At 45.4% G+C, this 24,247-nt stretch carries 17 protein-coding genes; 7 read left to right on the forward strand and 10 right to left on the reverse strand.

What is annotated here, in order from left to right; translation table 11 throughout:
• Both QUB24_RS05370 and QUB24_RS05375 read right to left on the reverse strand, forming a co-directional pair.
• Nucleotides 1-1,713: a serine/threonine-protein kinase gene (locus QUB24_RS05370; protein ID WP_333151400.1), complete on the reverse strand. Its 1,713-nt coding sequence runs from the start codon at nt 1,711-1,713 to the stop codon at nt 1-3.
• Between the two features lie 190 nt (nt 1,714-1,903).
• A complete protein-coding gene (locus tag QUB24_RS05375; protein WP_333151402.1) occupies nt 1,904-2,152 on the reverse strand; it encodes a Ycf34 family protein in 249 nt (82 codons plus the stop codon).
• 108 nt (nt 2,153-2,260) lie between these two features.
• Here QUB24_RS05375 and QUB24_RS05380 point away from each other — a divergent pair, with 108 nt between their 5' ends.
• A complete protein-coding gene (locus QUB24_RS05380; RefSeq protein ID WP_333151404.1) occupies nt 2,261-3,514 on the forward strand; it encodes a CCA tRNA nucleotidyltransferase in 1,254 nt (417 codons plus the stop codon).
• A 203-nt stretch (nt 3,515-3,717) separates the two neighbouring features.
• Here the strand turns inward: QUB24_RS05380 and QUB24_RS05385 are convergent, their stop codons facing one another.
• The 4 genes from QUB24_RS05385 to QUB24_RS05400 form a co-directional block, all read right to left on the reverse strand.
• Nucleotides 3,718-4,065: a DUF952 domain-containing protein gene (locus QUB24_RS05385; protein WP_333151406.1), complete on the reverse strand. Its 348-nt coding sequence runs from the start codon at nt 4,063-4,065 to the stop codon at nt 3,718-3,720.
• A 19-nt stretch (nt 4,066-4,084) separates the two neighbouring features.
• Nucleotides 4,085-5,677 (reverse strand): CocE/NonD family hydrolase, encoded by a 1,593-nt coding sequence (locus tag QUB24_RS05390; RefSeq protein WP_333151408.1) that lies wholly within the window; start codon nt 5,675-5,677, stop codon nt 4,085-4,087.
• 494 nt (nt 5,678-6,171) lie between these two features.
• Nucleotides 6,172-6,624: a cupin domain-containing protein gene (locus QUB24_RS05395; protein WP_333151410.1), complete on the reverse strand. Its 453-nt coding sequence runs from the start codon at nt 6,622-6,624 to the stop codon at nt 6,172-6,174.
• A 144-nt stretch (nt 6,625-6,768) separates the two neighbouring features.
• Complete coding sequence (locus QUB24_RS05400; RefSeq protein WP_333151412.1) at nt 6,769-7,539, reverse strand: cysteine hydrolase family protein; 771 nt, start codon at nt 7,537-7,539, stop codon at nt 6,769-6,771.
• A 209-nt stretch (nt 7,540-7,748) separates the two neighbouring features.
• Here QUB24_RS05400 and QUB24_RS05405 point away from each other — a divergent pair, with 209 nt between their 5' ends.
• The 6 genes from QUB24_RS05405 (at nt 7,749) to QUB24_RS05430 (ending at nt 15,097) form a co-directional block, all read left to right on the forward strand.
• A complete protein-coding gene (locus QUB24_RS05405; protein WP_333151414.1) occupies nt 7,749-9,158 on the forward strand; it encodes an amidohydrolase in 1,410 nt (469 codons plus the stop codon).
• Between the two features lie 169 nt (nt 9,159-9,327).
• The gene (locus tag QUB24_RS05410) at nt 9,328-10,587 is read left to right on the forward strand and encodes a serpin family protein (protein ID WP_333151416.1); all 1,260 of its coding nucleotides are present in this window, start codon (nt 9,328-9,330) and stop codon (nt 10,585-10,587) included.
• Between the two features lie 131 nt (nt 10,588-10,718).
• Complete coding sequence (locus QUB24_RS05415; RefSeq protein WP_333151419.1) at nt 10,719-11,921, forward strand: glycoside hydrolase family 10 protein; 1,203 nt, start codon at nt 10,719-10,721, stop codon at nt 11,919-11,921.
• A 14-nt stretch (nt 11,922-11,935) separates the two neighbouring features.
• A complete protein-coding gene (locus QUB24_RS05420; protein ID WP_333151421.1) occupies nt 11,936-12,613 on the forward strand; it encodes a TIGR02117 family protein in 678 nt (225 codons plus the stop codon).
• A gap of 139 nt (nt 12,614-12,752) precedes the next feature.
• Nucleotides 12,753-13,526 (forward strand): 1-(5-phosphoribosyl)-5-[(5-phosphoribosylamino)methylideneamino]imidazole-4-carboxamide isomerase, encoded by a 774-nt coding sequence (hisA, locus tag QUB24_RS05425; RefSeq protein WP_333151423.1) that lies wholly within the window; start codon nt 12,753-12,755, stop codon nt 13,524-13,526.
• Between the two features lie 161 nt (nt 13,527-13,687).
• Complete coding sequence (locus QUB24_RS05430) at nt 13,688-15,097, forward strand: cation:proton antiporter (RefSeq protein ID WP_333151425.1); 1,410 nt, start codon at nt 13,688-13,690, stop codon at nt 15,095-15,097.
• A gap of 370 nt (nt 15,098-15,467) precedes the next feature.
• Here QUB24_RS05430 and QUB24_RS05435 read toward each other — a convergent pair whose 3' ends face one another.
• The 4 genes from QUB24_RS05435 to QUB24_RS05450 all read right to left on the reverse strand — a co-directional run bounded on the left by QUB24_RS05435 (nt 15,468) and on the right by QUB24_RS05450 (nt 24,204).
• Nucleotides 15,468-18,299: a PAS domain S-box protein gene (locus QUB24_RS05435; protein WP_333151427.1), complete on the reverse strand. Its 2,832-nt coding sequence runs from the start codon at nt 18,297-18,299 to the stop codon at nt 15,468-15,470.
• A gap of 41 nt (nt 18,300-18,340) precedes the next feature.
• On the reverse strand, nt 18,341-19,345 hold the full coding sequence (locus tag QUB24_RS05440) for a BMP family protein (RefSeq protein ID WP_333151429.1): 1,005 nt from the start codon (nt 19,343-19,345) through the stop codon (nt 18,341-18,343).
• A 363-nt stretch (nt 19,346-19,708) separates the two neighbouring features.
• Nucleotides 19,709-21,883 carry a glutamine synthetase III gene (locus tag QUB24_RS05445; RefSeq protein ID WP_333151431.1) on the reverse strand — a complete coding sequence of 725 codons (2,175 nt, stop codon included), beginning with the start codon at nt 21,881-21,883 and terminating at the stop codon, nt 19,709-19,711.
• A gap of 1,046 nt (nt 21,884-22,929) precedes the next feature.
• Nucleotides 22,930-24,204 carry an alpha/beta hydrolase gene (locus QUB24_RS05450; protein ID WP_333151433.1) on the reverse strand — a complete coding sequence of 425 codons (1,275 nt, stop codon included), beginning with the start codon at nt 24,202-24,204 and terminating at the stop codon, nt 22,930-22,932.
• Nucleotides 24,205-24,247: the final 43 nt, after the last annotated feature.

A 24,247-nucleotide genomic window follows, 5' to 3' on the forward strand; every position in this document is an offset into this window, starting at 1 on the left:
TTACTGATAATTTTCCTTAACAAAAAACAGCGGTAAAGCCACAACTAAGCAACCCAAAAGAATGCCAAATATTCCCGTATTTAAAATTCGGGAATTACCCAGGCCGCCAGTCATCAAAAACAGCACTACTAAACTGGCAAATAAATTTTTATTTGCAAATTCTTTGTGTTGGGAAACTTGATGCTTCACCGTCATAAAACCCGACGCAACTATTAGGGCGAACCACGAATTAAAAATGACTATTTGAGAGCCAAAGATAAACCAAACTAAGGCAAACATTAGCGCATCTATCCAAAAATCCTGAGTTTTCAACTTCGGCAGCCAAAATTCTTGGGTAGTAACAGGGGGGATTTTCTTGAGTAATTGATTGTGTTGCAGCCGCACGAGTTTGTTTCTCAATTTAATCTTGGGATCGATTTGCAATATTTGCTTCCACTCCGGGCGGCGAGAATTGTTGAGTCTTCCCAACAGCTTCACGGCTGCGACTTTATTTAGCTGCAAATCGGTGAGTCTGGTGGCAATTATTTGAGATAAGTGCGGATAGTAAACGGGGTTGTCTTCGGTTCTGTTGATGACGATAGTGAGCTGTTGCTTGGCTTGACTGACTTGGATTGTAACATTGTACGGGGCGAGATCCTCTTGTAAAGCTTGCTGAATTTCGGCTTGCTGTTGGCGAGTGAAAAGCGACACACCGGGCGCAGGTGTAACCACCCGTTCTGCGGGCGTTTCCGGCGCGTCTAGCACCGGTTGTGCGTCTAAATACACAGGTTTGGGGTTCAAGTGCCGGATGACTGCTGAGGCTGAGCTGTAGCGCCGATTGGTGGCACTTTGGAGCATGGTGTCGAGGATGCGGCCGAAATCATCGCTAACAGCAGTCTTCAAATAATTTCGCCAAGCCCAAGAATCCTCTGTACTGTCGAACAAATCGAAGGGAGGAATTTCTGTCAGCAAGTGAATGCAGGTAACGCCCAAACTGTAGATATCGCTGGCAAAAACTGCTTTTCCCATCAATTGTTCTGGGGCTGTATAAGCAGCACTGCCGATGATTGTACCTGTTTGCGGCAACCCGGTTGCTGTTACTTTCTTAGCTGCACCAAAGTCTACTAAAACAATATCTTTTTGGAAAGGAGAGGGTTGATAGGAATTTTCTAAGGCGGGTAAAGGAGTTGGAGATAGTCGGCGGCGAATGATATTTTCTGGTTTGATATCGCGGTGAATTACTTTGGATTTGTGGACGAAGTGGAGCACTGGCAATAAATCGTTGAGGATTTGCCGAGTTTGAGTTTCGGTGAATGCTCCTTTTTGTTCTAATTCTCTGGCTAGGTTTTTGCCGTCTATAAATTCTTGTACTAAATACTGTCTCCCGTCTTGTTCAAAATGCGCGATTAATTCTGGAATCTGGGGATGTTTTCCCAAGGTTTGTAGCTGGGCTGCTTCTTGGTGAAATAGTTGAGCGGCTTTTTCGGCTGCGGTATTTTGCTGCAAAAATTGCTTGATTACGCACTGCGAAAAAATCAGGGGTTTGGTTTCATCAACTGCTAGAAATGTTCTGCCAAAGCCTCCTTGCCCGATCGGCTTTATTGTTCGGTAGCGAGATGCTGAGGGCGTTTCTGAGTCAAGAGTTAACAACAATTTTGATCCGCAACTTTGGCACAATTCTGCATCCCCTGGGTTTTGCGGATTCTGACAAGTTGGGTTTAAGCAATAGCACATTGGATTTTAGATTTTAGATTTTAGATTTTAGATTGGGAATGGGGAATTGGGCATCGGGCATCGGGAATTGGGAATTGGTTATTGGTTGTTATCGTTAACTACTCACAAAAAACCTATAAAAAACAACAAATAGCAACCAACAACCAACAAATAACTAATGACTACTGACTACTGACTAATGACTTCTTCCTTAAGTCGGGACGAGTTCGCCTGGCCGCAATGAGGCCCATTTGCCGGTCTCTTGCTTGAAACTCTCACACCCGACTACATCCCATTCCATTTCAATTTCGTCTTGGCGGGGACGGATGTTGACGTTGATGGTGGGTTCTACGGGGTCGAAATCGGGTGTTTCGGTAAGGTGAAGCTGTTCGTGCTGTTCTTCTACGGCGTGGTAGGTGAAGCAGCGGTCTACATAGTGGCAGTTAATACAAATACACATTCTTGATATCCTCTGTGCATTTCAAAAAGATTGGTGAAAATTGAGCTTTCTGTTAATCTAGCGTAGCAAGAGTTTAATTGTTTGTAAGGAAAGTAGATTTTTGTTGCGATGCCGATTAATTTGCCCTCTTCATTATCTCCTGATAGTTGGCCGTTTGATTTGGAACTGCTGACACCGCCTGCTTATCTGGTGGGCGGTGCGGTGCGGGATGCGTTGCTGGGCCGCCGATCGCACTATTTTGATTTGGATTTCGTTATGCTAACACGGGCCGTGAAGACTGCTCGAAAAATTGCCGATCGCACGAAAGGTGGATTTGTCTTGTTGGATGCGGAACGCCAAATTGCGCGGGTGGTGTTTGCGGGCGGTACGGTGGATTTGGCGCAAGCGGAAGGGGGGAGTCTGGAGGGGGATTTGCTGCGCCGAGATTTTCGGATAAATGCGATCGCCTGCAATCCTTTTACAGGAGAAATCATCGATCCTTTGGACGGTCAAACTGATTTGCGGTTGGGTTTGCTGCGGATGGTTTCGCGGTCAAATTTGGAGGACGATCCGCTGAGGTTATTAAGAGCTTACCGCCAAGCCGCGCAGTTGGGTTTTGCGATCGAACCTGAAACTCAATCGGCGATTCGGGAATTAGCGCCGCTGTTGAGTCGGGTAGCGGTGGAACGGGTGCGGACGGAATTAGGCTATTTGTTGAGCAATCCTAACGGTGTTCCTTGGATTTGTCGCGGTTGCGAAGATGGTTTGTTTTCGATTTGGTTTGAAAGTGCGATCGACCGTTTTGATATTTTGACAAAAATTGATGCGTCTGCTGCCAAGTTAGCGGCAATTTACCCGGAATTAGGGAAGGAATTCGGGCGTCAGATTCGAGATACAATTAAAACGCCTTTGTTGGCTGTCGCGAAGCTGGCTATTTTGGCAGATTCTGACCCGACCATTGCTGAAAAGCAGTTGCTGCGGTTGAAGTACAGCAATGCGGAGATTAAAAGTGCGATCGGGCTTTTGAATTACTTGCCAAAATTGCAAGCAAAACCTATCGCGGAAATGTCTTTGCGAGAACAGTATTTTTTGTTTCGGGATGTGGGAATAGTATTTCCAGTTTTAGCGGTGTTGGCGGTGGCGGCGGGAGTTGCGGTTGATGAGATTTCACTGTTAATTAATCGCTATCTTGATGCCGAGGATATTATTGCTCATCCTACGCAATTAGTTAGCGGCAATGATTTAATGGAATATTTGAAATTGCCCCGAAGTCCGCGCATAGGTCAATTGTTGATGGAGATTCAATTAGCGCGGGTGGAAGGGAGAATTGCGACTCGCGAAGATGCGCTGAAATTGGCGGCAGAGTTGGTTGATGTTCATTGATATTTTGCAGAAATTAGAACGGGCAAGATGCCCGTTCCACAAAAGATAAAATTTCTTGTGGGGTGGGCTTCTAGCCCGCCCTAAAAAGATAAAATTTCTTGTGGGGTGGGCTTCTAGCCCGCCCTAAAAAGATAAAATTTCCCGTGGGGTGGGCTTCTAGCCCGCCCTAAAAAGTTAGTTGACAATGCTCAAAAATCAGAATCTTAAACAACATTTTTTAATTCTTCCGGCAATTCAAACTTGCCATCGGCACCCGGTTCAAACTCAACAACTTTCAACACAGCATCAACATTCAACGGCCCGTAAATGTGCGGGTAATTCTCACCGGCAGCATATTCATACTTAAGTTCAGCTTGCACTTTCTCCGAGTCAATCCAAAGCAGCAGCAATCCTGTTTGTCCCACAAAAAATTTATTAGCAGATCTAAGAACTTGCGGCAGAGTCGAACAGTGGATAAATCCTTCAGTATCTAGCGTATCTCCGCGATAGGATTGAACTTGTTTTGCTTCTTCCCACTGTTGGCTGCGGGTGATGTGAAAGATAACGCTCATAATTCAATAAGTTCTAGGTTTAATCGACAATTGGCAGCAAAATTTGAGAGGGACAATTCCCGCCACAACTTACTGTCAGCGTGATAATTTTAGCATCGAGCGCCCGCGCTTCACCGCCCGGCGCACCCGTTCCCGGATTCACGTCGTAAGCGGGAAAACAAGCAGCACTCAAACTCAGACGCAACGCATTACCTTTGGCAATTTGCATACAAGTTGCTTGCAGCCCAATTTTTACAGGTGTTTCACCTGAATTCACCCGCACGTAACCTTGACTAAAATTGTAGACGCTGCCACTATCTTTTACCTCAGAAAGTATGGCACACAAATCAAAACTCGGCGCATCTGCGGTACAAAATATTTCGAGAATTATATCTCCAGCTAAGTGCAAATCTGCCGTTATAGGGGCGGAAGTGTATGTTAAAACATCGGTGCGGCAGTCAATAGTCGATCGCTCGATCGCACCTGCAGGAAATCCAGCGTGACCTCCCAAGGATGGCACCGGCCGCCAAGGGTCATGTACGAATATATCATCAGTGCAAACATCCGCGCAACTCTCTGTTAAAATACCCGCATCTTCTCTAATCGCGGCAAGTCCGGTACTTGCTAAAAAATAAGATTTATGATTATTATTAGGCCAGTTATCAAATTTCCGCCAATCATTCCTCCCCATCTCAAATAGCGAAATCTGCAGCTCGTCTAATATTCCTGTATCAACTCCTTTGAGGAAGCGATCGAACCAGCGAATTTGCAACTCATCCACAGGATTTGAAGCTGCAAAACCATAATCCAACGCTCCCACTTTTCGCCCCCAAGGTAAATGCGCCCAAGGGCCAATTATCAAATGCTGCGGACAGGAACTCCGGCTCGCCATTTCCTTGTAAAGATGGATTTTTCCCCGCAAATAAGTATCAAACCAACCGCCCACGTGCAGCATTGGCAAGTCTAAATCTTTGATGTTTGGCGATAACTTTTCCCAATACTCGCTCGGTCGATAATTATCCAACCAATCGTGATAATATGAGTCGGGTGCGAGATTTTTAATAATCTCAGGACGCGCCGGCACGGTATCGTATAGCGGGAGATTTCTCGAAGCTGCATAAAAGGCTTGATAGGCAGAAATATCGGCTTTTAAGCGAGCGGTTTCTGCCGCTAGCTGAATTGCCCAGCCGAGATTTGATTGCAGACAAAATGCGCCGCCTTCATAGGCCCAATCTGTGTATAAATTGCCGCCTACCATTGCCGGACAAATTGTGATTAATGCGATCGGTTTAGCAGCCGCCGCGTAGAGTTGAGTCATGCCTTGGTAGGAAAAACCGTACATCCCGACTTTGCCGTTACTTCCAGGCAAATTAGCTGCCCAATTGACGCTATCAAAACCGTCTTGTGTTTCGCTAACAAAGGGGTTAAATTCGCCTTCGGAAGTGCCGCGTCCCCGCACGTCTTGGATGACAACGATGTAGCCGTGTTTGGCGTACCATGCGGGATGGGAATATACTACTGTAGAGGCGATCGCCCTTCCGTAAGGTTGTCGCATTAACAATACTGGAAATTCGCCCTCCGCATCGGGGCGGTAGATGTCAGCATCTAAACGAACCCCATCTTTAGTTAGCATTGACGCTTTTTCTTTCGGACAAAGTTTCAGCATAAAGCCTAAAAAACATCAACTAAAAAAGTTCTGATAAAGGACTCAAGTCCTTACTACAAACCTGATGATTGTTCGTAGGGACACGGCACTGCCCATTGGTGTCAAATTAACGTACAACCCATAGTCCGGCAGGGGTTGAAACCCCTGCCTCAAAGCTAAAGTCCTCTCAAGAGGACTAAGAAAAACACTTTTCAACTCATTAGTCCTCTTGAGAGGACTTTAGCTATTAGACAGGGACTTCAGTCCCTGGCGGAATGGCGGGTGCGCGGGAGGACTGGCGGACTGATAGCTTAAGTTGACACGCTTTGGGCACTGCCATGTCCTGTATTTCATCCAATTAAAAACTGCTATAAGCTGTTTTACATTTAAACTGTGTGTCAAAAATCCATAAAACTCTTGTGGGACGGGCTTCTAGCCTGTCCGGAATTTTCAATTTAAATGCGTAACAGCTTACTACAAACCTAACACGATACGAGTACATCCGATCGCCCAAGAACTCTCATATCTTCCTCATCGAGTTCGACTGGTGTACCGCTGCGAATTAGTTCCACAAAATCCTCATTCGGCACCATGATGCACAAAGTGTACAAACGTTCACTTCCCGTATTCTCAATTACATGAGTGCCTGTAGGAGGCACTAACAAACTATCTCCCGGTTGAATGCTAACTGTTTTGCCGTCGCAGGTTGCTTGCCCTGTTCCTTTGAGTACAAAAAACATTTCTACTGCAAATTGATGACGGTTGGGAGGGGTTTTGCCGCCCACATCGAAAATTTCCACGCAAACTGTTAATGAAACATTAGCTATTACCGGATCGAAGACGATAGCTAATCTATTAGTATCGCCCGGATTGATGCGAAATGCTTGGTAGTCTTTCGGAGACTTTATAACAGGAATCACGCACTGGTTTGTCATTTTTTTGTGCTTAATTGTTAATTATCGTAGGGGCAGTGCCCCCGTGCCCGCCCAGCCCCGTACCCGCCTACTCAGTTTCTTAATCAAGAGGGGCAACCACGGGGGGATTGCCCCTACACTCATTCTAGGAATCATTGCTGACTACTATTTAATTGCTTCTAACATAGCCTGAGAATCCGACAAAAAACCAAAACATTGTTTAACGTTATAAAGAGTAGCTTGCCAGCAATACTCTGGAGATGTCGTAGCTGTACAATCTTTGACTAAAATACAGTCGTAACCGAGGAAATTAGCATCTTGCAGGGTAGCCATGACGCACTGATCGGCGTTTACTCCTCCAAAGAAAAGTGTAGTTCTGCCGAGGTTCCGCAAGATACTATCTAAAGGAGTATCCCAAAAGCCACTCATCCGATATTTATCAACACAAATATCCTCCGGTTTGGGTTTTAATTCATCGACAACCTGCGCCGCCCAACTCCCTGCCATCAGTACAGGTGCGTTGTTTTTTGGCAGCGGATCTCCCAAACCTACGCCGGATCCTGTGGGATTGTAAACGTGACGGGAAGCTGCACTAATATTGAGCAAATCGGGCCGGTTTCCCCAGTTGATCCAAATAATTGGTATTGCGTGCGATCGCAATTTTGGCAGCAAATTTTTTAAAGGATTAATTGGAGTTCTGGCGGGCGTTACATCTACGCCAATATGTGCTAGCCAACCGTCGGGATGACAGAAATCGTTTTGCATATCTATCACCAACATTGCTGCTTTTGCTAAGTCCAAACGCAGGGTTTTAGTTTCTGTTTCCAGGGTAACAGGTTGAGGCGCGATCGGCGATCGGGTGATATCAGCAATTTTGGCATCAACTTTCCAAGCATTCGGCGGTACGCCCAAGGTGCGGAGAGAATCAGGATTCATATGGATTTTGGCTCAAAAACAATTTCAATATTATAACTATTTGATTGTTACTAACTTGTCATATCTTAAATCTTTGTTATAATTAAGTATCCGTGGCAACTTTTTTATAAATTTTAGGATTTATTAACTTTATTACAGGCGATCGCCAATGTTAGCGCCTGGGAAGCATACAATAAAAATCAATATAAATTTACAAAAAGGGTAAATCTATGAGCTTTACGATTCAAAATGCTTTAATTCCGGTTGATAGCGGTTATGAAACCGCAAATGTGCAAGTGGTGGATAATTGCATAAGTGCGATCGGGCCCAGTTTAGAGCCAGCAGGAACAGTTATCGAGGGCAAAAATAAGCTGCTGCTGCCCGGTTTTGTCAACGCGCACACTCACTCTTCAGAAATGTGGCAACGAGGCATTATTCCCCCTTTGCCGCTGGAGTTGTGGATTGCCGAATTATACGATTTTACGCCTCTCGATCCCGAACAAGTTTACTTGAGTGCCTTGGGAAATGCGGTAGAAACATTGCTGTCGGGCGGTACAAGCGTAGTCGATCATTTAGTTTTGATTCCGGGGCAAGAATTAGAGACAATCGCCGCCGCAGTTCGCGCTTATCAAGAAATCGGCATCCGCGCTTTTATCGGGCCATTAATTCAAGATGAATCCCTGACAGCGGGAATGCCTGCGGGCGATAGCGGTATCGAACACGCGGCTTACATTCGCTCGACTAAGGCAACTTTAGAGTTAATGGAAACAGCAATAAAACAGTTTCACAATCCCGAAAAAGGTGTTAATATGTTGTTGGCGCCGACGGGAATTCAACTATGTTCTGATGCTTTGTTTGAAGGCTGCATCGATTTGAGCGATCGCTACAATCTTTGCCGGCACGCCCACCTCTTGGAAACCCCCGCTCAAAAACAGTTAGCTTACGAAAAATACGGCTGTAGCGCTGTCGAACACCTGCAAAAAATTGGTTATTTGAGTCCCAGAACTTCCTTGGCGCATTGCGTTTGGCTGGACGATTCCGACATTGCGATTATGGCAGAAACGGGAGCGACAGTCGTACACAATCCCCTCAGCAACTTGCGGCTAGGAAGCGGGATTGCACCGATTTTGAAATATCGTCAAGCGGGAGTAAACGTATCTTTTGGCTGCGACGGCGCTGCTAGCAATGACTCTCAAGATTTGCTAGAAGCGATTAAAATTGGTTCGATTTTGCACAATATCACGGATTTGGATTACCGCCAATGGATTACACCGCGCCAGTCTGTAGAAATGGCATCCCTGGGAGGAGCAAAAGGCTTGAATCTCGCCGATGAAATGGGTTCTCTGACAATCGGTAAAAAAGCAGATTTTGTGCTGTATGATTTAACCAGTTTATCATTGCTGCCGCGCACAGATCCGATTGGCTTGCTAATCTTGGGACGCCCGACTAATGCGGTAGACGGCGTTTGGGTAAACGGCAAGCAAATTGTCGCTGAAGGTAAGGTAAAAACGATCGATGTTGATGCTTTGAGGCGGGAATTATTCGATCGCAGCGAGTGGACGAGCAAGCGTCAATCGCAAACTGTGAGCGAGATTGAAGCGCACTACCGCCAAGTTATGAAACTGCAAGGTTACTCTTAAAAGCTATCCTCTCTATTCCTAAAAATAGTTAACCAACTGTTTATAGTAAGGACTTTAATCCTTACTATATTAAACTATCAAAAACTTTAGTCCCCAGTCGCGAAACTAAAAACAAAGAGGTAAAAACGTGATACCACATCACCCAAAATATCAACCAAAGAGAACTGTTATGTCATGGAAAACCAGGCTGGCTACTGTCGCCATCATTACATTAGCAATTTTCGCAGAATTAGCGCCGTCACTGAAAATTAACCCCATCAACCTCGCAAATCCTCCTCACTCAAAAGCTGCAGCCATGACACCCCCTAACAATCCGAGCAATGTAGACGCCAGACTTGTTGCAGCTAATACCAAATTTGGCTTTAACTTGTTCAACTCCCTCACCAAACAACAGCCGAATCAAAATATCTTTATTTCCCCTACTTCTGTCGCCCTCGCACTATCAATGGCATACAACGGAGTTAGCGGAGAAACCAAACAAGAAATGACAAAAGTTCTCGAATTAACGGGAATGACTCCCCAAGAAGTCAACGAAGGAAATCAAGCTTTGCAAAATAGTTTGCAGAAAGTTGACCCCAATGTCCAAGTATCAATTGCAAACTCGCTTTGGGCGAAACAAGGCTTCTCCTTAAAACCAGAATTTCTGCAAATAAATCAACACTACTACAATGCTCATCTTACCGAACTAGACTTTATGAATCCGCAAGCTCCCAGCATCATTAACAACTGGGTGAGCCAAAAAACTCAACGAAAAATTGATAAAATAGTCGATCGAATTAGTTCGGATCAAGTCTTGTTTTTGATTAACGCCATCTATTTCAAAGGCAACTGGCAAACGCCCTTTGATAAATCTAAAACTGCCAACAAAACTTTCTCTTTAACCGACGGCAGTTCCAAACAGCATCCGATGATGTCTCAGACAGGCATTTATGGGTACTACGCAACAGACAAATTTCAAGCAGTCAGTTTACGTTACGGAAAAGAAGGCGCTCTGGCTATGTATATTTTCTTGCCCAAGTCCAATAGCAATTTGGCCACTTTCTTGGAGCAATTAACACCAGAAAACTGGAAAATATGGATGCAACAATTTAGCGAAGAAAAAAAGGGTAGTATTGAAATACCGCGCTTCAAGATAGATTATAAAGTTGAACTCAGCAACACACTCATACCTTTGGGAATGGCAGGAATTTTTGATAGTTTCCAATCCGACTTTTCTCCGATGACTGATGACAAAATAGCAGTAGATTCAGTACAACACAAAACATTTGTCGAAGTAAACGAAGAAGGTACAGAAGCAGCAGCCGTGACTTCCATCGGAACCAGAAGCTCGCCTTTTCAAATGAAAGTAAACCGTCCATTCTTTTGTGCCATTCAAGACGATACTACAGGAACAATATTATTTATGGGTACCATCGTTGACCCCCAATAATATCAAAAATAGTAGGTGTGTCAGGAAATGTTCGATCGACTTTTAATCAAATAACCCTAGCTGACGCACCCTAACAAGCTAATTATACGGTAAAATATCAGTCTAAAAATAATCATATTTGCGACAAATTGATGATTAAAGTGCACAAATGGCAGCGGATACTGGCTTTAATAGTTGTTTTTACGATCGCCCTTACCTCCTCCGCGATTTTATCCCCCCGTCTCTTGGCTCAAACCCCGCCCACCACCCCAACAACCGAATTGCGCGGCGTCTGGCTGACTAACATTGACAGCGACGTTATTTTCTCCCGCAACAACATCATTGACGCTGTAAATCGACTGGAAAAACTCAATTTTAATACCATCTATCCCACGGTTTGGCAAGGAGGCTATACGCTTTATCCGAGTGCTGCTGCCCAACGAGTATTCGGACAGTCGCTCGACCCATCGCCCGGATTGAAAGACCGAGACATCCTCAAAGAAATTATAGCACAATCCCGCCAAAAAGGTATAGCAGTAATCCCCTGGTTTGAGTTTGGTTTCATGGCTCCCGCCGAATCAGAATTAGCCACACTTCACCCCGACTGGCTGGCGCAGCGGCGCGACGGTTCAACTATTTGGAAAGAAGGCAAACACGATCGAGTTTGGCTGAATCCATTTCATCCAGAAGTTCAGCAATTTATCTTAGATTTAATCCTAGAAGTTGTCGATAATTATGATATAGATGGCATTCAATTTGACGACCATTTCGGCTTGCCAGTAGAATTTGGCTACGAGCCCCTAACAGTGTCAATGTATCAAGAACAAATCAAAAGTCCTCCCTCCAACGACCCCCGCGAAACCTTCTGGGTGCGCTGGCGCGCTGACAAAATCAACGACTTCGTGGGGCGAGTTTCCCGCGCCATCAAATCCCGCAAAGAAAAATGTATTGTCAGCTTATCTCCCAACCCTTTTCACTTTTCTTTACCCGCCCACTTGCAGGACTGGTTTACCTGGGAAAGACGTGGCTACATCCAAGAAATTGTGTTGCAGGTTTATCGCAGCGATATCAAGCGTTTTAGTGCAGAACTGGAACGGGAAGAAGTTAAACTGGCTAAAATTAACATTCCAACTGCGATCGGCATTTTAACAGGTCTTAAAAATAATTCCGTTCCACTCAAACAAATTCAAGAACAAGTGCAAGAAGTGCGAAAAAGAGATTTCGCTGGCGTGTCGTTCTTTTTCTACGAAAGTTTGTCGAATTGGGCCAAGGAAACCCCCGAACAGCGCAATTCGGCATTGCAAGAATTCTTTCCCACAAAGATGCAGCGCCCGCCATCCGAAGGCAGAATTTGAAACCTACGGTTAAAATGAGAAAAAGCATACAGCGCTTAGGAATTATCATCTTATCTTTAACTGCTTTCCTAACAATTGGCTATCTCACTCCCAGAAAGTGGGGAAATTACTCGCAAGCAGATTGCACCATCTCTCTATACATTTCAAACCAAGGCATTCACACTGAAATCATTGTTCCAGTTAAAAATGAATATTTTGACTGGAATCAATTTTTACCGCTAACAGAAATAGGGCGGGATGCCACTTCTGATTATAAATATTTGTCTTTTGGCTGGGGAGATAGAGCTTTTATGCTGGAAACTCCCAGATCAGGAAGTATCAACCCAGTTACAGCTTTCAAAGCGCTGTTTCTCCCTACTCCGTCTACCGTACACGTTGCAAGTTATCGGGTTTTACCCCAAAGTATAGAAACCAAATGTGTTAAAATTAGCGGCGAAAATTATCTGAAGATGGTAGATTTTATTAAAAACTCATTTCTATTAGACGCAGCAGGTAAGAAAAGGAAAATTAGCTACGGCTACGACAACAGCGACAGTTTTTATGAAGCAAAAGGCAGTTACTCTATTTTGAGAACTTGCAATGACTGGACGGCCGAAGCTTTGCAAAAAGCCGAGGTCAATACTCCTTTATGGTCAACGCTTTCTTCGGCGATTATGTTTCATTTAAATAGCGGTTGCCAATGTCACAAATAAATGGTATTAGGTAATACGATTTTAGATTTTAGATTTTAGATTTTAGATTTTAGAATGAATGATTATGTATGGGTTTGGCTCTTGCCTAAAGTTGCATTCTTTTTTTTAACTGGTATAATTAGCAATTTGAGGAAAAATTATGAATGTAATTCCAGCGATCGACTTATTGGATGGAAAATGCGTCAGATTGTATCAGGGAGACTACGCGAAGTCTCAAACTTTTAACGACAACCCCGTCGCAGTCGCCAGACAGTGGGTAAATGAAGGCGCAACCATGCTGCATTTAGTAGACCTCGATGGCGCCAAAGCAGGTTATCCAGTCAACCAAGCAGCCATTGAAGCGATCGTCCGATCAGTAGACGTTCCCTGTCAAGTAGGTGGGGGAATGCGCGATCGCGCCTCGGTTGCTGCTATCCTCAATTTAGGCGTCCGGCGCGTCATTCTCGGCACTGTCGCCGTCGAACAACCGGAATTAGTCGGCGAATTGTGCGCCGAATTTCCCACTCGAATTCTGGTCGGCATCGACGCCAGAAATGGTAAAGTTGCTACTAGAGGCTGGCTAGAAAATTCGGAAGTTTTAGCCACAGAATTGGCGCAAAAAATGGCCGAGTTAGGGGCGGCGGAAATTATTTACACCGACATTCACCGTGACGGTACTATGGAAGGGCCGAATTTGGAATCTTTGCGCGAAATTGCTAACGCTATTTCGATTCCGGTGATTGCTTCCGGCGGCGTTAGTTCGATCGCAGATTTGTTGAGTTTGCTGGCTTTAGAACCAATTGGTGTCAAAAGTGCGATCGTTGGTAGGGCAATTTATACCGGCGATATCTTGCTAAAAGAAGCAATTCAAGCAGTCGGACAAGGGCGGTGGCAGGATGTACCGCCAGATTTGGGTTCTTCGAGTTTTGCTTGATACTCATGTCGAGTTAACTGGCTACCCAATAGGTAACAGTTATCAATTTTCCCACTCACAATCAACAGTCAACAGTCAACAGTCAACAGTCAACCGTCAACCGTCAACCGTCAACCGTCAACCGTCACCGTCGAATCGTCTTTCTTACCATCATCGTACCCATGTTTTTGAACCATACAATTACAGCTTTAAGTTCTGGGATGGCTTCTCTAGTTGCCCCCATACCTTTGTTAGCAACAGTCGAGGCAGAAAATTCGCCGATCGTCCTCAGCGGAGTTTTGCTCACTTTGGTAGTGATTTATCTCGCCAGTAAATTAGGCGCGGAAGCGGCTAGAAACTTCGATTTTCCGCCGGTTTTGGGGGAACTTGTAGCAGGGGTAATTGTCGGGGTATCTGCTTTACACCTAGTCGTTTTTCCCGAAGCAGGGCTGTCAGCATCAGACTCAGGGATTATGACAGTTCTGCAATCGATTAATCATCTGTCTCCTGCCGCCCTCACCAGTGTGTTTGAATCCCAGAGTGAAGTCATTTCAGTGCTGGCTGAATTAGGCGTAATTATTCTGCTGTTTGAAATTGGCTTAGAATCGGATATCAGACAACTCAAAGAAGTGGGGGTTCAAGCTGTCGTTGTCGCTTGTGTCGGCGTGGCAGTTCCCTTTGCCGCCGGTACTGCGGGCTTGATGCTCATTTTCCACACGGCGGCGATTCCGGCGATTTTTGCGGGGGCTGCTTTGACGGCAACCAGCATCGGAATTACCTCCAAAGTTTTGTCGGAATTAGGACAACTCAAATCTAAAGAAGGTCAAATCATTGTTGGTGCGGCGGTGATTGATGATGTGTTAGGAATTATTGTCCTAGCTGTTGTTGCGAGTTTAGCGAAAACTGGTGAGATTGATGTTGTTAATGTCATCTATTTGATTGTCAGTGCAACTGCTTTTCTGCTCGGTTCGATTCTATTGGGCGGTGTGTTTAACAAAACCTTTTCAGCAGTCGTAGACACACTCAAAACTCGCGGCAATATAGTGATCCCGGCATTTATCTTTGCTTTCTTCATGGCGTTTCTGGGCAATGCAATTCATCTCGAAGCGATTTTGGGTGCGTTTGCGGCTGGTTTGGTATTGGATGAAAGCGATGCCCGCGAGGAGTTGGATGAATTGGTGAAACCCATCGCCGACTTATTTGTACCCATCTTTTTTGTAACCGTGGGAGCTCGCGCGGATTTGGGGGTTTTGAACCCAACACTGCCGGATAATCGGGCTGGCCTTTTGATTGCCGTATTTTTGATTGTGGTTGCGATTTTGGGCAAGATCGTAACAGGTTGGGTGGTGTTTGGTCTGCCGGGAATCAATCGATTGGCGATCGGAGTGGGGATGATTCCTCGGGGCGAAGTCGGGTTAGTGTTTGCCGGCATCGGTTCGGCGAGTGGGGTTTTGGATAAACCCTTAGAAGTGTCGATTATTATCATGGTGATTCTGACGACATTTTTAGCGCCGCCTTTTCTGCGGGTTGCCTTTGGCGATACGGTAGAGCCTCCTGCTAGCGGGGAACCTTCTAGCGAGCAAATCGTTTGATTAGCGGGTGATATTAAGTCGGTTTTGAGGTGGTTGGGGGCGATCGGCTGGTATTGAATCACTTTCCGGCGATCGTCTCCATTGCTACTCATTCGCCTGCAGGTTATGTTAAATTTCCACACCAACGGCACCAGCCGCCGGCTCTAAACTTTCTAGCAGTGCGTTTGATACATTTTATCGATCGACCAAGCTGCGGTTTTGACTAAGCTTATAGTTGCCTTCCCACCGAGTAAAACTCCTCTCAAAACCCACAATGCCGTTCATCAAAGCTTCACGAAATTTGTTCGATAAACTATCCTAGTGCGATTTGTAGCTAGCTTCATAAGTGTCTATCATCAGAAACGCTATATATAGAGGAATGTGCAAGCAGTTATTTACCAACGAGTGCTACAGCACCGCTTTGCAAAACAGGAATTTCAATGCGGAACTCTGTTCCTTGATGGGGTTGAGAGAAGCACTGAAGTAAGCCACCATGCTTATCAACTACAATTTGATAGCTGATGGATAGTCCTAATCCAGTTCCTTTACCAGTTGGTTTTGTGGTGAAGAAGGGATTGAACACCTGTTGTCTAACAGTTTCCGTCATCCCAGGCCCATTGTCTTGAACTTGAATCACCACGTTTTTAGAACAACCGGGCCCAGTTTCGTTTCTGACTAGCTTAGTCCGAATAGTGATGCGACTGGGATTTGTTTGGATATCTTTTCGAGAACGCTGATTGTCGTAGTTTTCTAAAGCATCGATCGCATTTGCCAGAATATTCATAAAGACTTGGTTCAACTGTCCGGCATAGCACTCTACTCGCGGTAAGTCGCCGTACTCTTTGACAATTTCAATAGCAGAATGATCGGGTTTTGCCTTCAGTCGATTTTGCAAAATCATCAATGTGCTGTCAATTCCCTCGTGGATATCAACTGGCTTCATTTCTGCCTCATCCAGCCGCGAGAAGTTTCTTAGCGACAGGACAATTTGACGAATGCGATCGGCTCCTACCTTCATTGAAGTCAGCATTTTAGGCAAATCTTCACTAATGTAGTCCAGATCGAACTCTTCAATTTTTTCCTGAATTTGGGTATTAGTTGGATAGGTTTGCTGGTAAAGCTGAATCAACTTTAGTAAATTTTGCGTGTAGTCTGCAGTATGGCTCAGGTTGCCATAGATAAAGTTGACTGGATTATTAATTTCGTGAGCAACACCAGCAACAAGTTGCCCCAAACCAGACATTTTCTCTGCCTGAATAAGCTGTGCCTGAGTTTGCTGTAAGGTTTTGAGTGCAACCTCAGCTTCCTCTTTTGCTTGCCTTAACGCAGCTTCGGCTTGCTTGCGCTCAGTAATATCCAGTGCCAAGGATGCAACTCCAAGAATCTCTCCACCATCCCCTACTAAAGGCGTATTGAACCATTCGCAAATAATGGTTTTGCCGTCTTTCGTAATATTTTCGTTGACGCTGTACATTCCTCCAACCTGAATCAACAACTCGTTCATAACTTGATCAACTATCTTTCTGGCAGACGCAGGCACAATTAATTCTGCGGCATGGTGTCCGATCGCCTCTTTCGCCGTGTAACCAAAAATCTGCTCTGCCGCTGGATTCCAGGCAGTGACTTGAAAGTTTAAATCCCATTCCACAACTGCCAGTGCAGTTTGGCGGAATAGAAAAGATAGCCGCTGCTCCGACGCTTTGAGTTCTTCTTCTGCCTGTTTCCGTTGAGTAATGTCAATCCCTGTTTTGATGATGTACTCAATTTCACCTCGATCATCCAGTAAAGCAGTATCTGACCAGGCAATAAGTCTAAGTTGTTGATCTTTGCTCACCCAACTGCCTTCATACTGCTGGGGAAAATTACCAGATTGTAAAGACTCAAAAGTAGTTTTGGCTTGTCTAGCTAAGTCTGAGTTCGGGAACAAGTCCCAAATGTAGCGCCCTTTCACTTCACTAAACGAGTAATGAGTCGTTTGTTCGCAAGCTCGGTTAAAGCGAACGATTTGTCCCTGCGGGTCGAGCACAACTACCAGGGCACCTGCAATTTCAAGAATGGCTGAAACAAAATTGCGTTCCACTTCAACTGCTGTAATCAGTTCCTCTAACTGGGTTGCCATATTGTTAAAGGCGATCGCCAATGTCCCCAGTTCGTTTTGGCTGTCGATGTTGACCCGTGTCTCTAATTGCCCCGCACTGAGTTGAGTAGCTGCCGTGGTTAAGCGCTGGAGTGGCACCACAATTTGCCGAATAAATAGAAAGCCAATCCCAACAGCGACGATCGTCACCACCGCCAATGAGCCTCCCATAATTGAGAGCATTTGGTAAACGGGAGCATACGCCTCAGCCGTTGGCAGTTCTACAACCACATTCCAATTCACGCTCCGAACTAAGGCACTGGCTCCCAATACTTCTACCTGCTTTAGACCCTGATAAACATTAAGGTGCTTAGTATCTTCGGATGCTTTCAAAAATTGAAATAAAGGGCGCTGAGAAATATCTTGAAGTTGAAAATTTTCTGGTTTACTACCCTTTTGAGCAATGAGAAGATTACGCTCATCAACTACATAAACATAACCCGTCTTGCCAACCTCCGTTTGGGAAACAATAAACCAGAGAAAGTTGAGATTTACCTGCGCTAATAGCACCCCATCCACCTCATCTCGCTCATTCCGAATCGGAACCGCCAGAATCGTAGTTGGTTCGTGGGTTTGAGGATTAATTTCTACAGGACTGACATAATCTTCCTGTTGTTTGAAGGCACGAATAAACAGTGGCGAAGTGGCGGGATTTTCTAACTTGAGCGGTTCGTAGGGTGAAACTGACGCGACAACTTGTCCCTTCCGGTTCAAAATGGCAACGGCTTCATAAGCATCATTATGACGAATCATCCCTTCCAACAGGCTCTGCTGCACTTGAGGTTGAAAGTTGGTGAGTCCTTTGACCCTAGCTAAATAGCTCAGTTTTTGTTTCAAGCCATCTAGATAATTATCAATCTGCCCTCCTGCTGTCTGACTACGCTCTTGTTGGAGCGATCGCGATTGCTGGATCTGCGCCTGAAAGCTGAGGTAGATCAGCAAGCCACCTGTGGGCAGTAAGCTCAGGAGAACCAAAAATATCAAACCATAGCGGAGCTGATTTGCAATAGACAAGAAGCGTCGCCAGGGATGAGAAGGAGAGCTTTTGGCAATCTGCAGAGCGCGATCGTAGCGTTGATTTTGCATCGGACTTAGGATCAATATTGGTAAATCAATTAATAGGCGCACTAAGGAGAAACATCAATTTTGCCAGTCGTCACAGCTTCTCGGATGGTCTTAAAAGTCTCCTCTTCCTGAGACGTGAGACTACCACGAAAAGGGGCAAAGTCGTAGATTTTTTCCTTGAGCCCAAATTTATAAAGTTTTCCTTCCCAGCGACCTTGCTGGGTTAACACTGCCACATTTAGCACCAGATTGGGAATGTCCTGCAGAACGCTAGTTAGGACTTTGCTGGGAGCCAGTTCGTACTGATCCTTGGCCCAACCAATCACAAGGACTCCTGGCTTTTGCGTAACGGCTTTTAGCGCGGCTAACCCTGCCTCATCCGCGTTGATTGTCAAAACATCTACTCCAGAGGCAACCATCTCCGTTGCGACTTTGGTGGCTTTTTCCGTATCAACCCAAGAATTGAGAAAAGCAGTCGAGGCTTGAACAGAGGAATTCGTTGCCTTCACTCCCCGCCTAAACAAGGCTTCTTCTTCTTTGTAAACCGGATAAGCTGCACCCACAATATAGCCAACTTTATTGCTTTTGGTCTTCATGGCAGCCAAAGCGCCTGTGAGGTACCCCACCTCACCCGATCGAAAGGCAACAGCCCCCAAATTTTGGTTATTCCCTGGATAGGTTGTAACCAGGGCAAATTTCGTTCGCGGAAATTCTTTAGCGACCTTTTCGGCAGCTTTGATATAGCCACCACTGGCTGCAATTACCAGGTCATAGCCTGACTGGGCATATTTGCGAATGGCAGCTTCACTATCTTCATCGTCAATATTTTCAGTAAAGTCTACCTGAGCATTAAATTTATCTTTGATTAGGTTTAATCCTTCAAAGCAGCCTTGAACCCAACTGTTGTCGTCTTTGGAGCCTGGGACGACCATTGCGACTCTAAAGCTGCTAGAGGTACTTGCTTCAGGGGAAGAGTTTACGTTCGGAGTCGATCGACTGCAACTGATCGCAAAAAATAGAGCTAGAGCCGCCAGAGTCATTTGTTTGAAAAGAGATTGAATTTGCATAATAGCTTTTCGCAGCAATATTACTTTTTCTCCCCCGATAAATTTGTTGAACGGTATCTCAACAATCTTCACAACTATTACTCTCGCTCGCATTTAATGACTCTGACCGAAAGCATCCAGGATACCCGCCACGTGATTCATTCCGAAAGCAGACTCAGAACCCAGAAATAAAAAACCTGTATCCGATGAAACTTGCCGAACGTATTTATCCGTGGGCTCAATGCTTCAATTCTTTAATCTAAAATCTCAAATCTCAAATCGATTGACAGATTCAGCGTAACACTGATTTAAGCTCAAAAACAAGTAAGGACACGGCAGTGCCGTGTCCTTACAAATATCACCGGAAAGTAACCAGATTTACGATTACTTAACAAACAGCATTTCTTGATAAGTAGGCAAAGGCCACAAATCATCAGCCACTTCACCTTCCAGAGCATCCGCATACTGGCGAACCTCATCCATCAAAGGACGAATTGTTTGCGAAGCATATTGCATATGGTCTTCTGTCGAAGCAAAATCGTGCTTGCTCAAAGCCGCACTCAATTTGCTCGTAGTATCCATCATGGACTTAACTAGCACCGCTACTTTTTCGGCACTTTCCTTTTCCATTTCAATTCCAATCTCTTTCAATTTAGAAATCGTGCCGGAAAGTTCAGCTAAATACCTCAAGGCTGCGGGGTAAACAATGGTTTTTGCCATGCTTATTACCAGTTTTGCTTCGACTTCAATTGCCAGTAAATACTGCTCAGCATAAACATCGTAACGGCTTTCCAATTCAACTGGAGTCAGAACACCTGTCTTTTCAAACAAGTCTTCAATGTATCCTTCCTTCAACACGGGTAAAGCATCTGCCGTAGTCCGCAAGTTAGCTAAACCCCGTTCCTCAACGGCCATTTTGTGCCATTCTTCGGAATAGCCATCGCCACCAAATACAACCGCACCGTGCTCGTCCATCACTTCTTTGAGAATGGTTTGGATGGCAGCATTCAGTTCAGTTCCGTTAGCCAAGTCGCTTTCTAATTTGTTAGCAATCCAGTCCAAAGAATCTGCAAGAATTGTATTCATCGCTACCAGCGGCCCGGAAACAGACTGACCGGAACCTACAGCCCGGAATTCAAATCGGTTTCCAGTAAAGGCAAAGGGCGAAGTCCGGTTTCTGTCTCCAGCATCCTTCATGAAAGTAGGCAGTGTTTCTACACCTAAGTTCATAATTCCCCGACATTTAGAGTCCTTAACTTCTCCCCGGCTAATTTGCCCGAAGATATCTTCTAATTGCGAACCCAAATAGACAGAGATAATTGCTGGTGGAGCCTCATTTGCACCCAATCGGTGGTCGTTGCTGGCAGTAGCAACTACCGCGCGCAATAGCGGCCCGTATTTGTGAACTCCGCGAATGACAGCGCCGCAGAAAACTAGAAATTGTATGTTCGAGTGCGGTGTATCGCCTGGGTCTAATAAGTTTCCTTGGGTGGCATTCCCGACCGACCAGTTGACGTGTTTGCCAGAACCGTTAATGCCGGCGAAAGGCTTCTCGTGCAGCAAACACATAAAACCGTGTTTCTTCGCTGTGTTGCGGAGAATTGTCATGGTTAATTGTTGGTGGTCGCTGGCGACGTTTGCAGCTTCAAAAACTGGTGCAATTTCAAACTGACCGGGAGCTACTTCATTGTGGCGGGTTTTGGCAGGAATTCCCAGACGGTACATTCTTTCTTCTACTTCCTGCATGAAGACTTGAACGCGCTCTGGTATCGCTCCAAAATAGTGGTCGTCAAATTGCTGACCTTTGGCAGGAGGTTTGCCAAACAGGGTGCGACCTGCTAGCAGTAAATCGGGGCGGTTGTTGGTGAAATTGGCATCTACCAGGAAGTATTCTTGTTCGGAACCGCAACTGGAATTTACCGGAGCAACTTCGGTATTGCCTAATAGCTTTAACACTCGAGTTGCTGCTTTGTTCATGGCGGCAATGGAACGCAAAAGCGGCGTTTTCTTGTCTAAGGCTTCACCTGTCCAGGAGATGAAAACAGTAGGAATGCACAATGTCATGCCGTTGTCTGTTTCCATGACATAAGCAGGGCTGGTGACATCCCAGGCTGTATATCCGCGAGCGGCGGCGGTGGAACGGATGCCGCCGTTGGGGAATGAGGAACCATCGGGTTCGCCTTGTACGAGAACTTTCCCTGCAAATTCTGAGATGACGGAACCGTCGCCTTGCACTGAGATGAAACCGTCGTGCTTTTCGGCGGTGCCGTTGGTTAGCGGGTAGAATACGTGGGCGTAGTAGAGGGCTCCTTTGGAAATAGCCCAATCTTTCATTGCTACTGCAACTACATCAGCTACGGAAGCATCGAGTTTTTGGCCTGTTTGAACGGTGTTTTTTACTGATTTGAAAATGCTTTTGGGCAGACTTTCTTGCATCTTGCTCAGAGTAAAAACGTCTGTTGCCCACATATCTTCTAGCCGCTTGGGAGGCCGACTAGGCATCAGTTTGCGGTTGACGATTTGAGAAATTGCTTGAACGCGCGATTCGTTTCCACTCATGGTTATTTTTATTGGTATTGCGGGACGAGTAGTTGAGAAAAAATAGATGTTAGCAAAAGTCTAACGATTGACGAATATCCTGGATTTACCTAAGATTTTGCACCATTCTCAATAACGGGCAAGATGCCCGTTCCACAAGAGATCAATTTTCTCGCTTCACAGGCCGTCCAGCCTGTTCATAAAAGGCTAATTGAGAATGGTGCAACATATGAGATTTACCCAACATTTTTTGTCAAAGCTAACTTTTGCGAGAATGCCTTTTTTGGCAGGCTCTACAAGATTGGATGAGCGAGGCGCAATCACTTCGCCGTCCACCGGGCGTGACAATCCAGTGTGAGATGCGGTTGGATTTCGGTTATTAGCAATAAAATAGATGACAAGAGCCTGTACTAATTTGAGTCAACATGATAGATGCCTGCGCTGCACAGATTTAGTAGCTAATCTTCACTCTGGTCAGCTCAAAAATTTTGTGCAAATCAATTCCGATGAATTCAGGTCAAAACTACTTATGGTTTTTAACGGTTCGACGATCGATAAATCGCAGTCCAGCAAACAACGCACTCGTTTAGGGGTTTTGGAGAATTATGGAGAGTACACAATCTACACTTGGAGAGTTTAAACAATCCTTAATCAAATAAATGTATTGTAGGCTACAGAATTTTAGGTTTTTTTCATAAGGGTCGATCGCACCAAGCGCACACAACCACAGGATTCCAGTGTAAGAGGACGCGGGGCGCTGAAACAGGGGGGCGATCGTACATTTACCGGACTTATCCAGGGATAATATATATCAATACGCTTGGGCCCGTGGAAAATTGTAGCGAAAATGTTGGGCTGAGTGAAACGGAGGGTTCGTTCCACTCCGCCCAACCTACGCACGATCTTAGAGCAATAGCCATTAAAAGGGCGGGTTTTTGAGATTGTCAATTATTGGCAGATATTTTTCGTGAGGGGATCCCCTACCGTATTAGGGGTAATCAATCGGACATAATATCAGACAGTTTTAGACGCAGTTTATTGAGCCTAAATGAGTAAAATTTAAACTTTTATTTAACTGGTTGGTAATCGGAAGACTTCAGAGAATGAGCGAAAAAGCGTTCTGTGTAGTACAAAGCTAATTGATTGCTCGGCCCATTAAAAACTGCATCAAAAGCGTGTTCAGCCCAAGGAATTTCGAGCAAAATAGCCCGTGAAGCGAAGCTATCCCGTAGGGAATCGCCCGTGGCTCGCAATCGTTGGTAGAGCGATCGACCAAACTTGGGCTGAACGATATGGTCGCGACCTGCATAAACCAGTAGAGAAGGGGGAAGATTCGGTTTAATATAATTTATGGGAGAAGCCCGACGGTAAAGCTCGTTGAGTTCGTCTGGGGTTCCTCCCAGAAAGGCGCGCAAGACGGCTCGAACATTTATGGCATCAGGAAAAGGTGGGTCATTGTATCCCCGAATCAGGTCATTTGGCCCGTAATAGTTGACCACGGCTCGAACTGGAAGCACACTAGAATCATAAGCAGTTAGCATTGCTAAATGGGCCCCTGCAGACCTTCCCATCAAAGCAATTCGATCGAGATCAATTTCCCAATCAGCAGCATGAGTTTTGATATAGGAAAGAGCGGCTTGTACGTCCTCAAGCTGAGCAGGAAATTGATACTTGGGAGCGTGGCGGTAATCAATTGCAACCACACAATAGCCTTGGGCGGCCATATAGCGGCTGAATTCCTGATTGTAATCGGGATTACCTCTTTGCCAAGCTCCCCCGTAGAGTGTGATAATCGCCGGATATTTGCCAATTTGCATCGGCCGATAAAGGTTTAGTTGCAGTGAAACTCCGCCTGGGTTGGCAAATACAATAGCCCGATCGATCCTAACGTCTCTGAGGGGAATTCCTCGGAAGGCATCTGCGAGGATAAACGGTTGAGGGCGTAGCTGGGCGCGTAAAGCTTGAGGAAGGGCTGCTAAATAGTTTTCCCCTAAAACTGCTTGCATTTGGGTAGCTATGGCTGCATTGGCTGCTGGAAACTGAATCAGGGGAAGCAGGCCCAGGATGAGGGCGAACAGGTTACAAATTGACAAAATAATGTAGACTTTGCCTTGATGCCGTCTGAGCAGGTTCAGCAGAAGGGCGATCGTATTGATACCAACCAACCAAGGACTGATTTCTGGTGCTCCCACCGCCAAAGGGTACAGGAACATCGTGGGTGCTGGTACGATGATCCAGAGACTGAGAAATAGGGCGATCGCACTCAGGAACCAAGAAATAAATGGCGTGACTAAGAATGCTGCCAATAAGGGTAACTTTTTGCGGTTCTTCTTGTGGATCATCGGATTTTCGCAGCCTAATTTTTAATCAGTTTAAATTAATCTG

This window comes from Microcoleus sp. B9-D4, assembly GCF_036705105.1.
Classification (GTDB): Bacteria; Cyanobacteriota; Cyanobacteriia; order Cyanobacteriales; family Microcoleaceae; genus Microcoleus.

Excerpts from the sequence above, each read along its gene's own strand:
- QUB24_RS05440 (WP_333151429.1), bottom strand. The coding sequence starts at position 19,345 with ATGCAAATTCAATCTCTTTTCAAACAAATGACTCTGGCGGCTCTAGCT.
- QUB24_RS05405 (WP_333151414.1), top strand. The coding sequence starts at position 7,749 with ATGAGCTTTACGATTCAAAATGCTTTAATTCCGGTTGATAGCGGTTAT.
- QUB24_RS05390 (WP_333151408.1), bottom strand. The coding sequence starts at position 5,677 with ATGCTAACTAAAGATGGGGTTCGTTTAGATGCTGACATCTACCGCCCC.
- hisA (WP_333151423.1), top strand. The coding sequence starts at position 12,753 with ATGAATGTAATTCCAGCGATCGACTTATTGGATGGAAAATGCGTCAGA.
- QUB24_RS05450 (WP_333151433.1), bottom strand. The coding sequence starts at position 24,204 with ATGATCCACAAGAAGAACCGCAAAAAGTTACCCTTATTGGCAGCATTC.
- QUB24_RS05400 (WP_333151412.1), bottom strand. The coding sequence starts at position 7,539 with ATGAATCCTGATTCTCTCCGCACCTTGGGCGTACCGCCGAATGCTTGG.
- QUB24_RS05445 (WP_333151431.1), bottom strand. The coding sequence starts at position 21,883 with ATGAGTGGAAACGAATCGCGCGTTCAAGCAATTTCTCAAATCGTCAAC.
- QUB24_RS05375 (WP_333151402.1), bottom strand. The coding sequence starts at position 2,152 with ATGTGTATTTGTATTAACTGCCACTATGTAGACCGCTGCTTCACCTAC.
- QUB24_RS05370 (WP_333151400.1), bottom strand. The coding sequence starts at position 1,713 with ATGTGCTATTGCTTAAACCCAACTTGTCAGAATCCGCAAAACCCAGGG.
- QUB24_RS05380 (WP_333151404.1), top strand. The coding sequence starts at position 2,261 with ATGCCGATTAATTTGCCCTCTTCATTATCTCCTGATAGTTGGCCGTTT.
- QUB24_RS05395 (WP_333151410.1), bottom strand. The coding sequence starts at position 6,624 with ATGACAAACCAGTGCGTGATTCCTGTTATAAAGTCTCCGAAAGACTAC.
- QUB24_RS05415 (WP_333151419.1), top strand. The coding sequence starts at position 10,719 with ATGATTAAAGTGCACAAATGGCAGCGGATACTGGCTTTAATAGTTGTT.
- QUB24_RS05410 (WP_333151416.1), top strand. The coding sequence starts at position 9,328 with ATGTCATGGAAAACCAGGCTGGCTACTGTCGCCATCATTACATTAGCA.
- QUB24_RS05385 (WP_333151406.1), bottom strand. The coding sequence starts at position 4,065 with ATGAGCGTTATCTTTCACATCACCCGCAGCCAACAGTGGGAAGAAGCA.
- QUB24_RS05435 (WP_333151427.1), bottom strand. The coding sequence starts at position 18,299 with ATGCAAAATCAACGCTACGATCGCGCTCTGCAGATTGCCAAAAGCTCT.
- QUB24_RS05430 (WP_333151425.1), top strand. The coding sequence starts at position 13,688 with ATGTTTTTGAACCATACAATTACAGCTTTAAGTTCTGGGATGGCTTCT.
- QUB24_RS05420 (WP_333151421.1), top strand. The coding sequence starts at position 11,936 with ATGAGAAAAAGCATACAGCGCTTAGGAATTATCATCTTATCTTTAACT.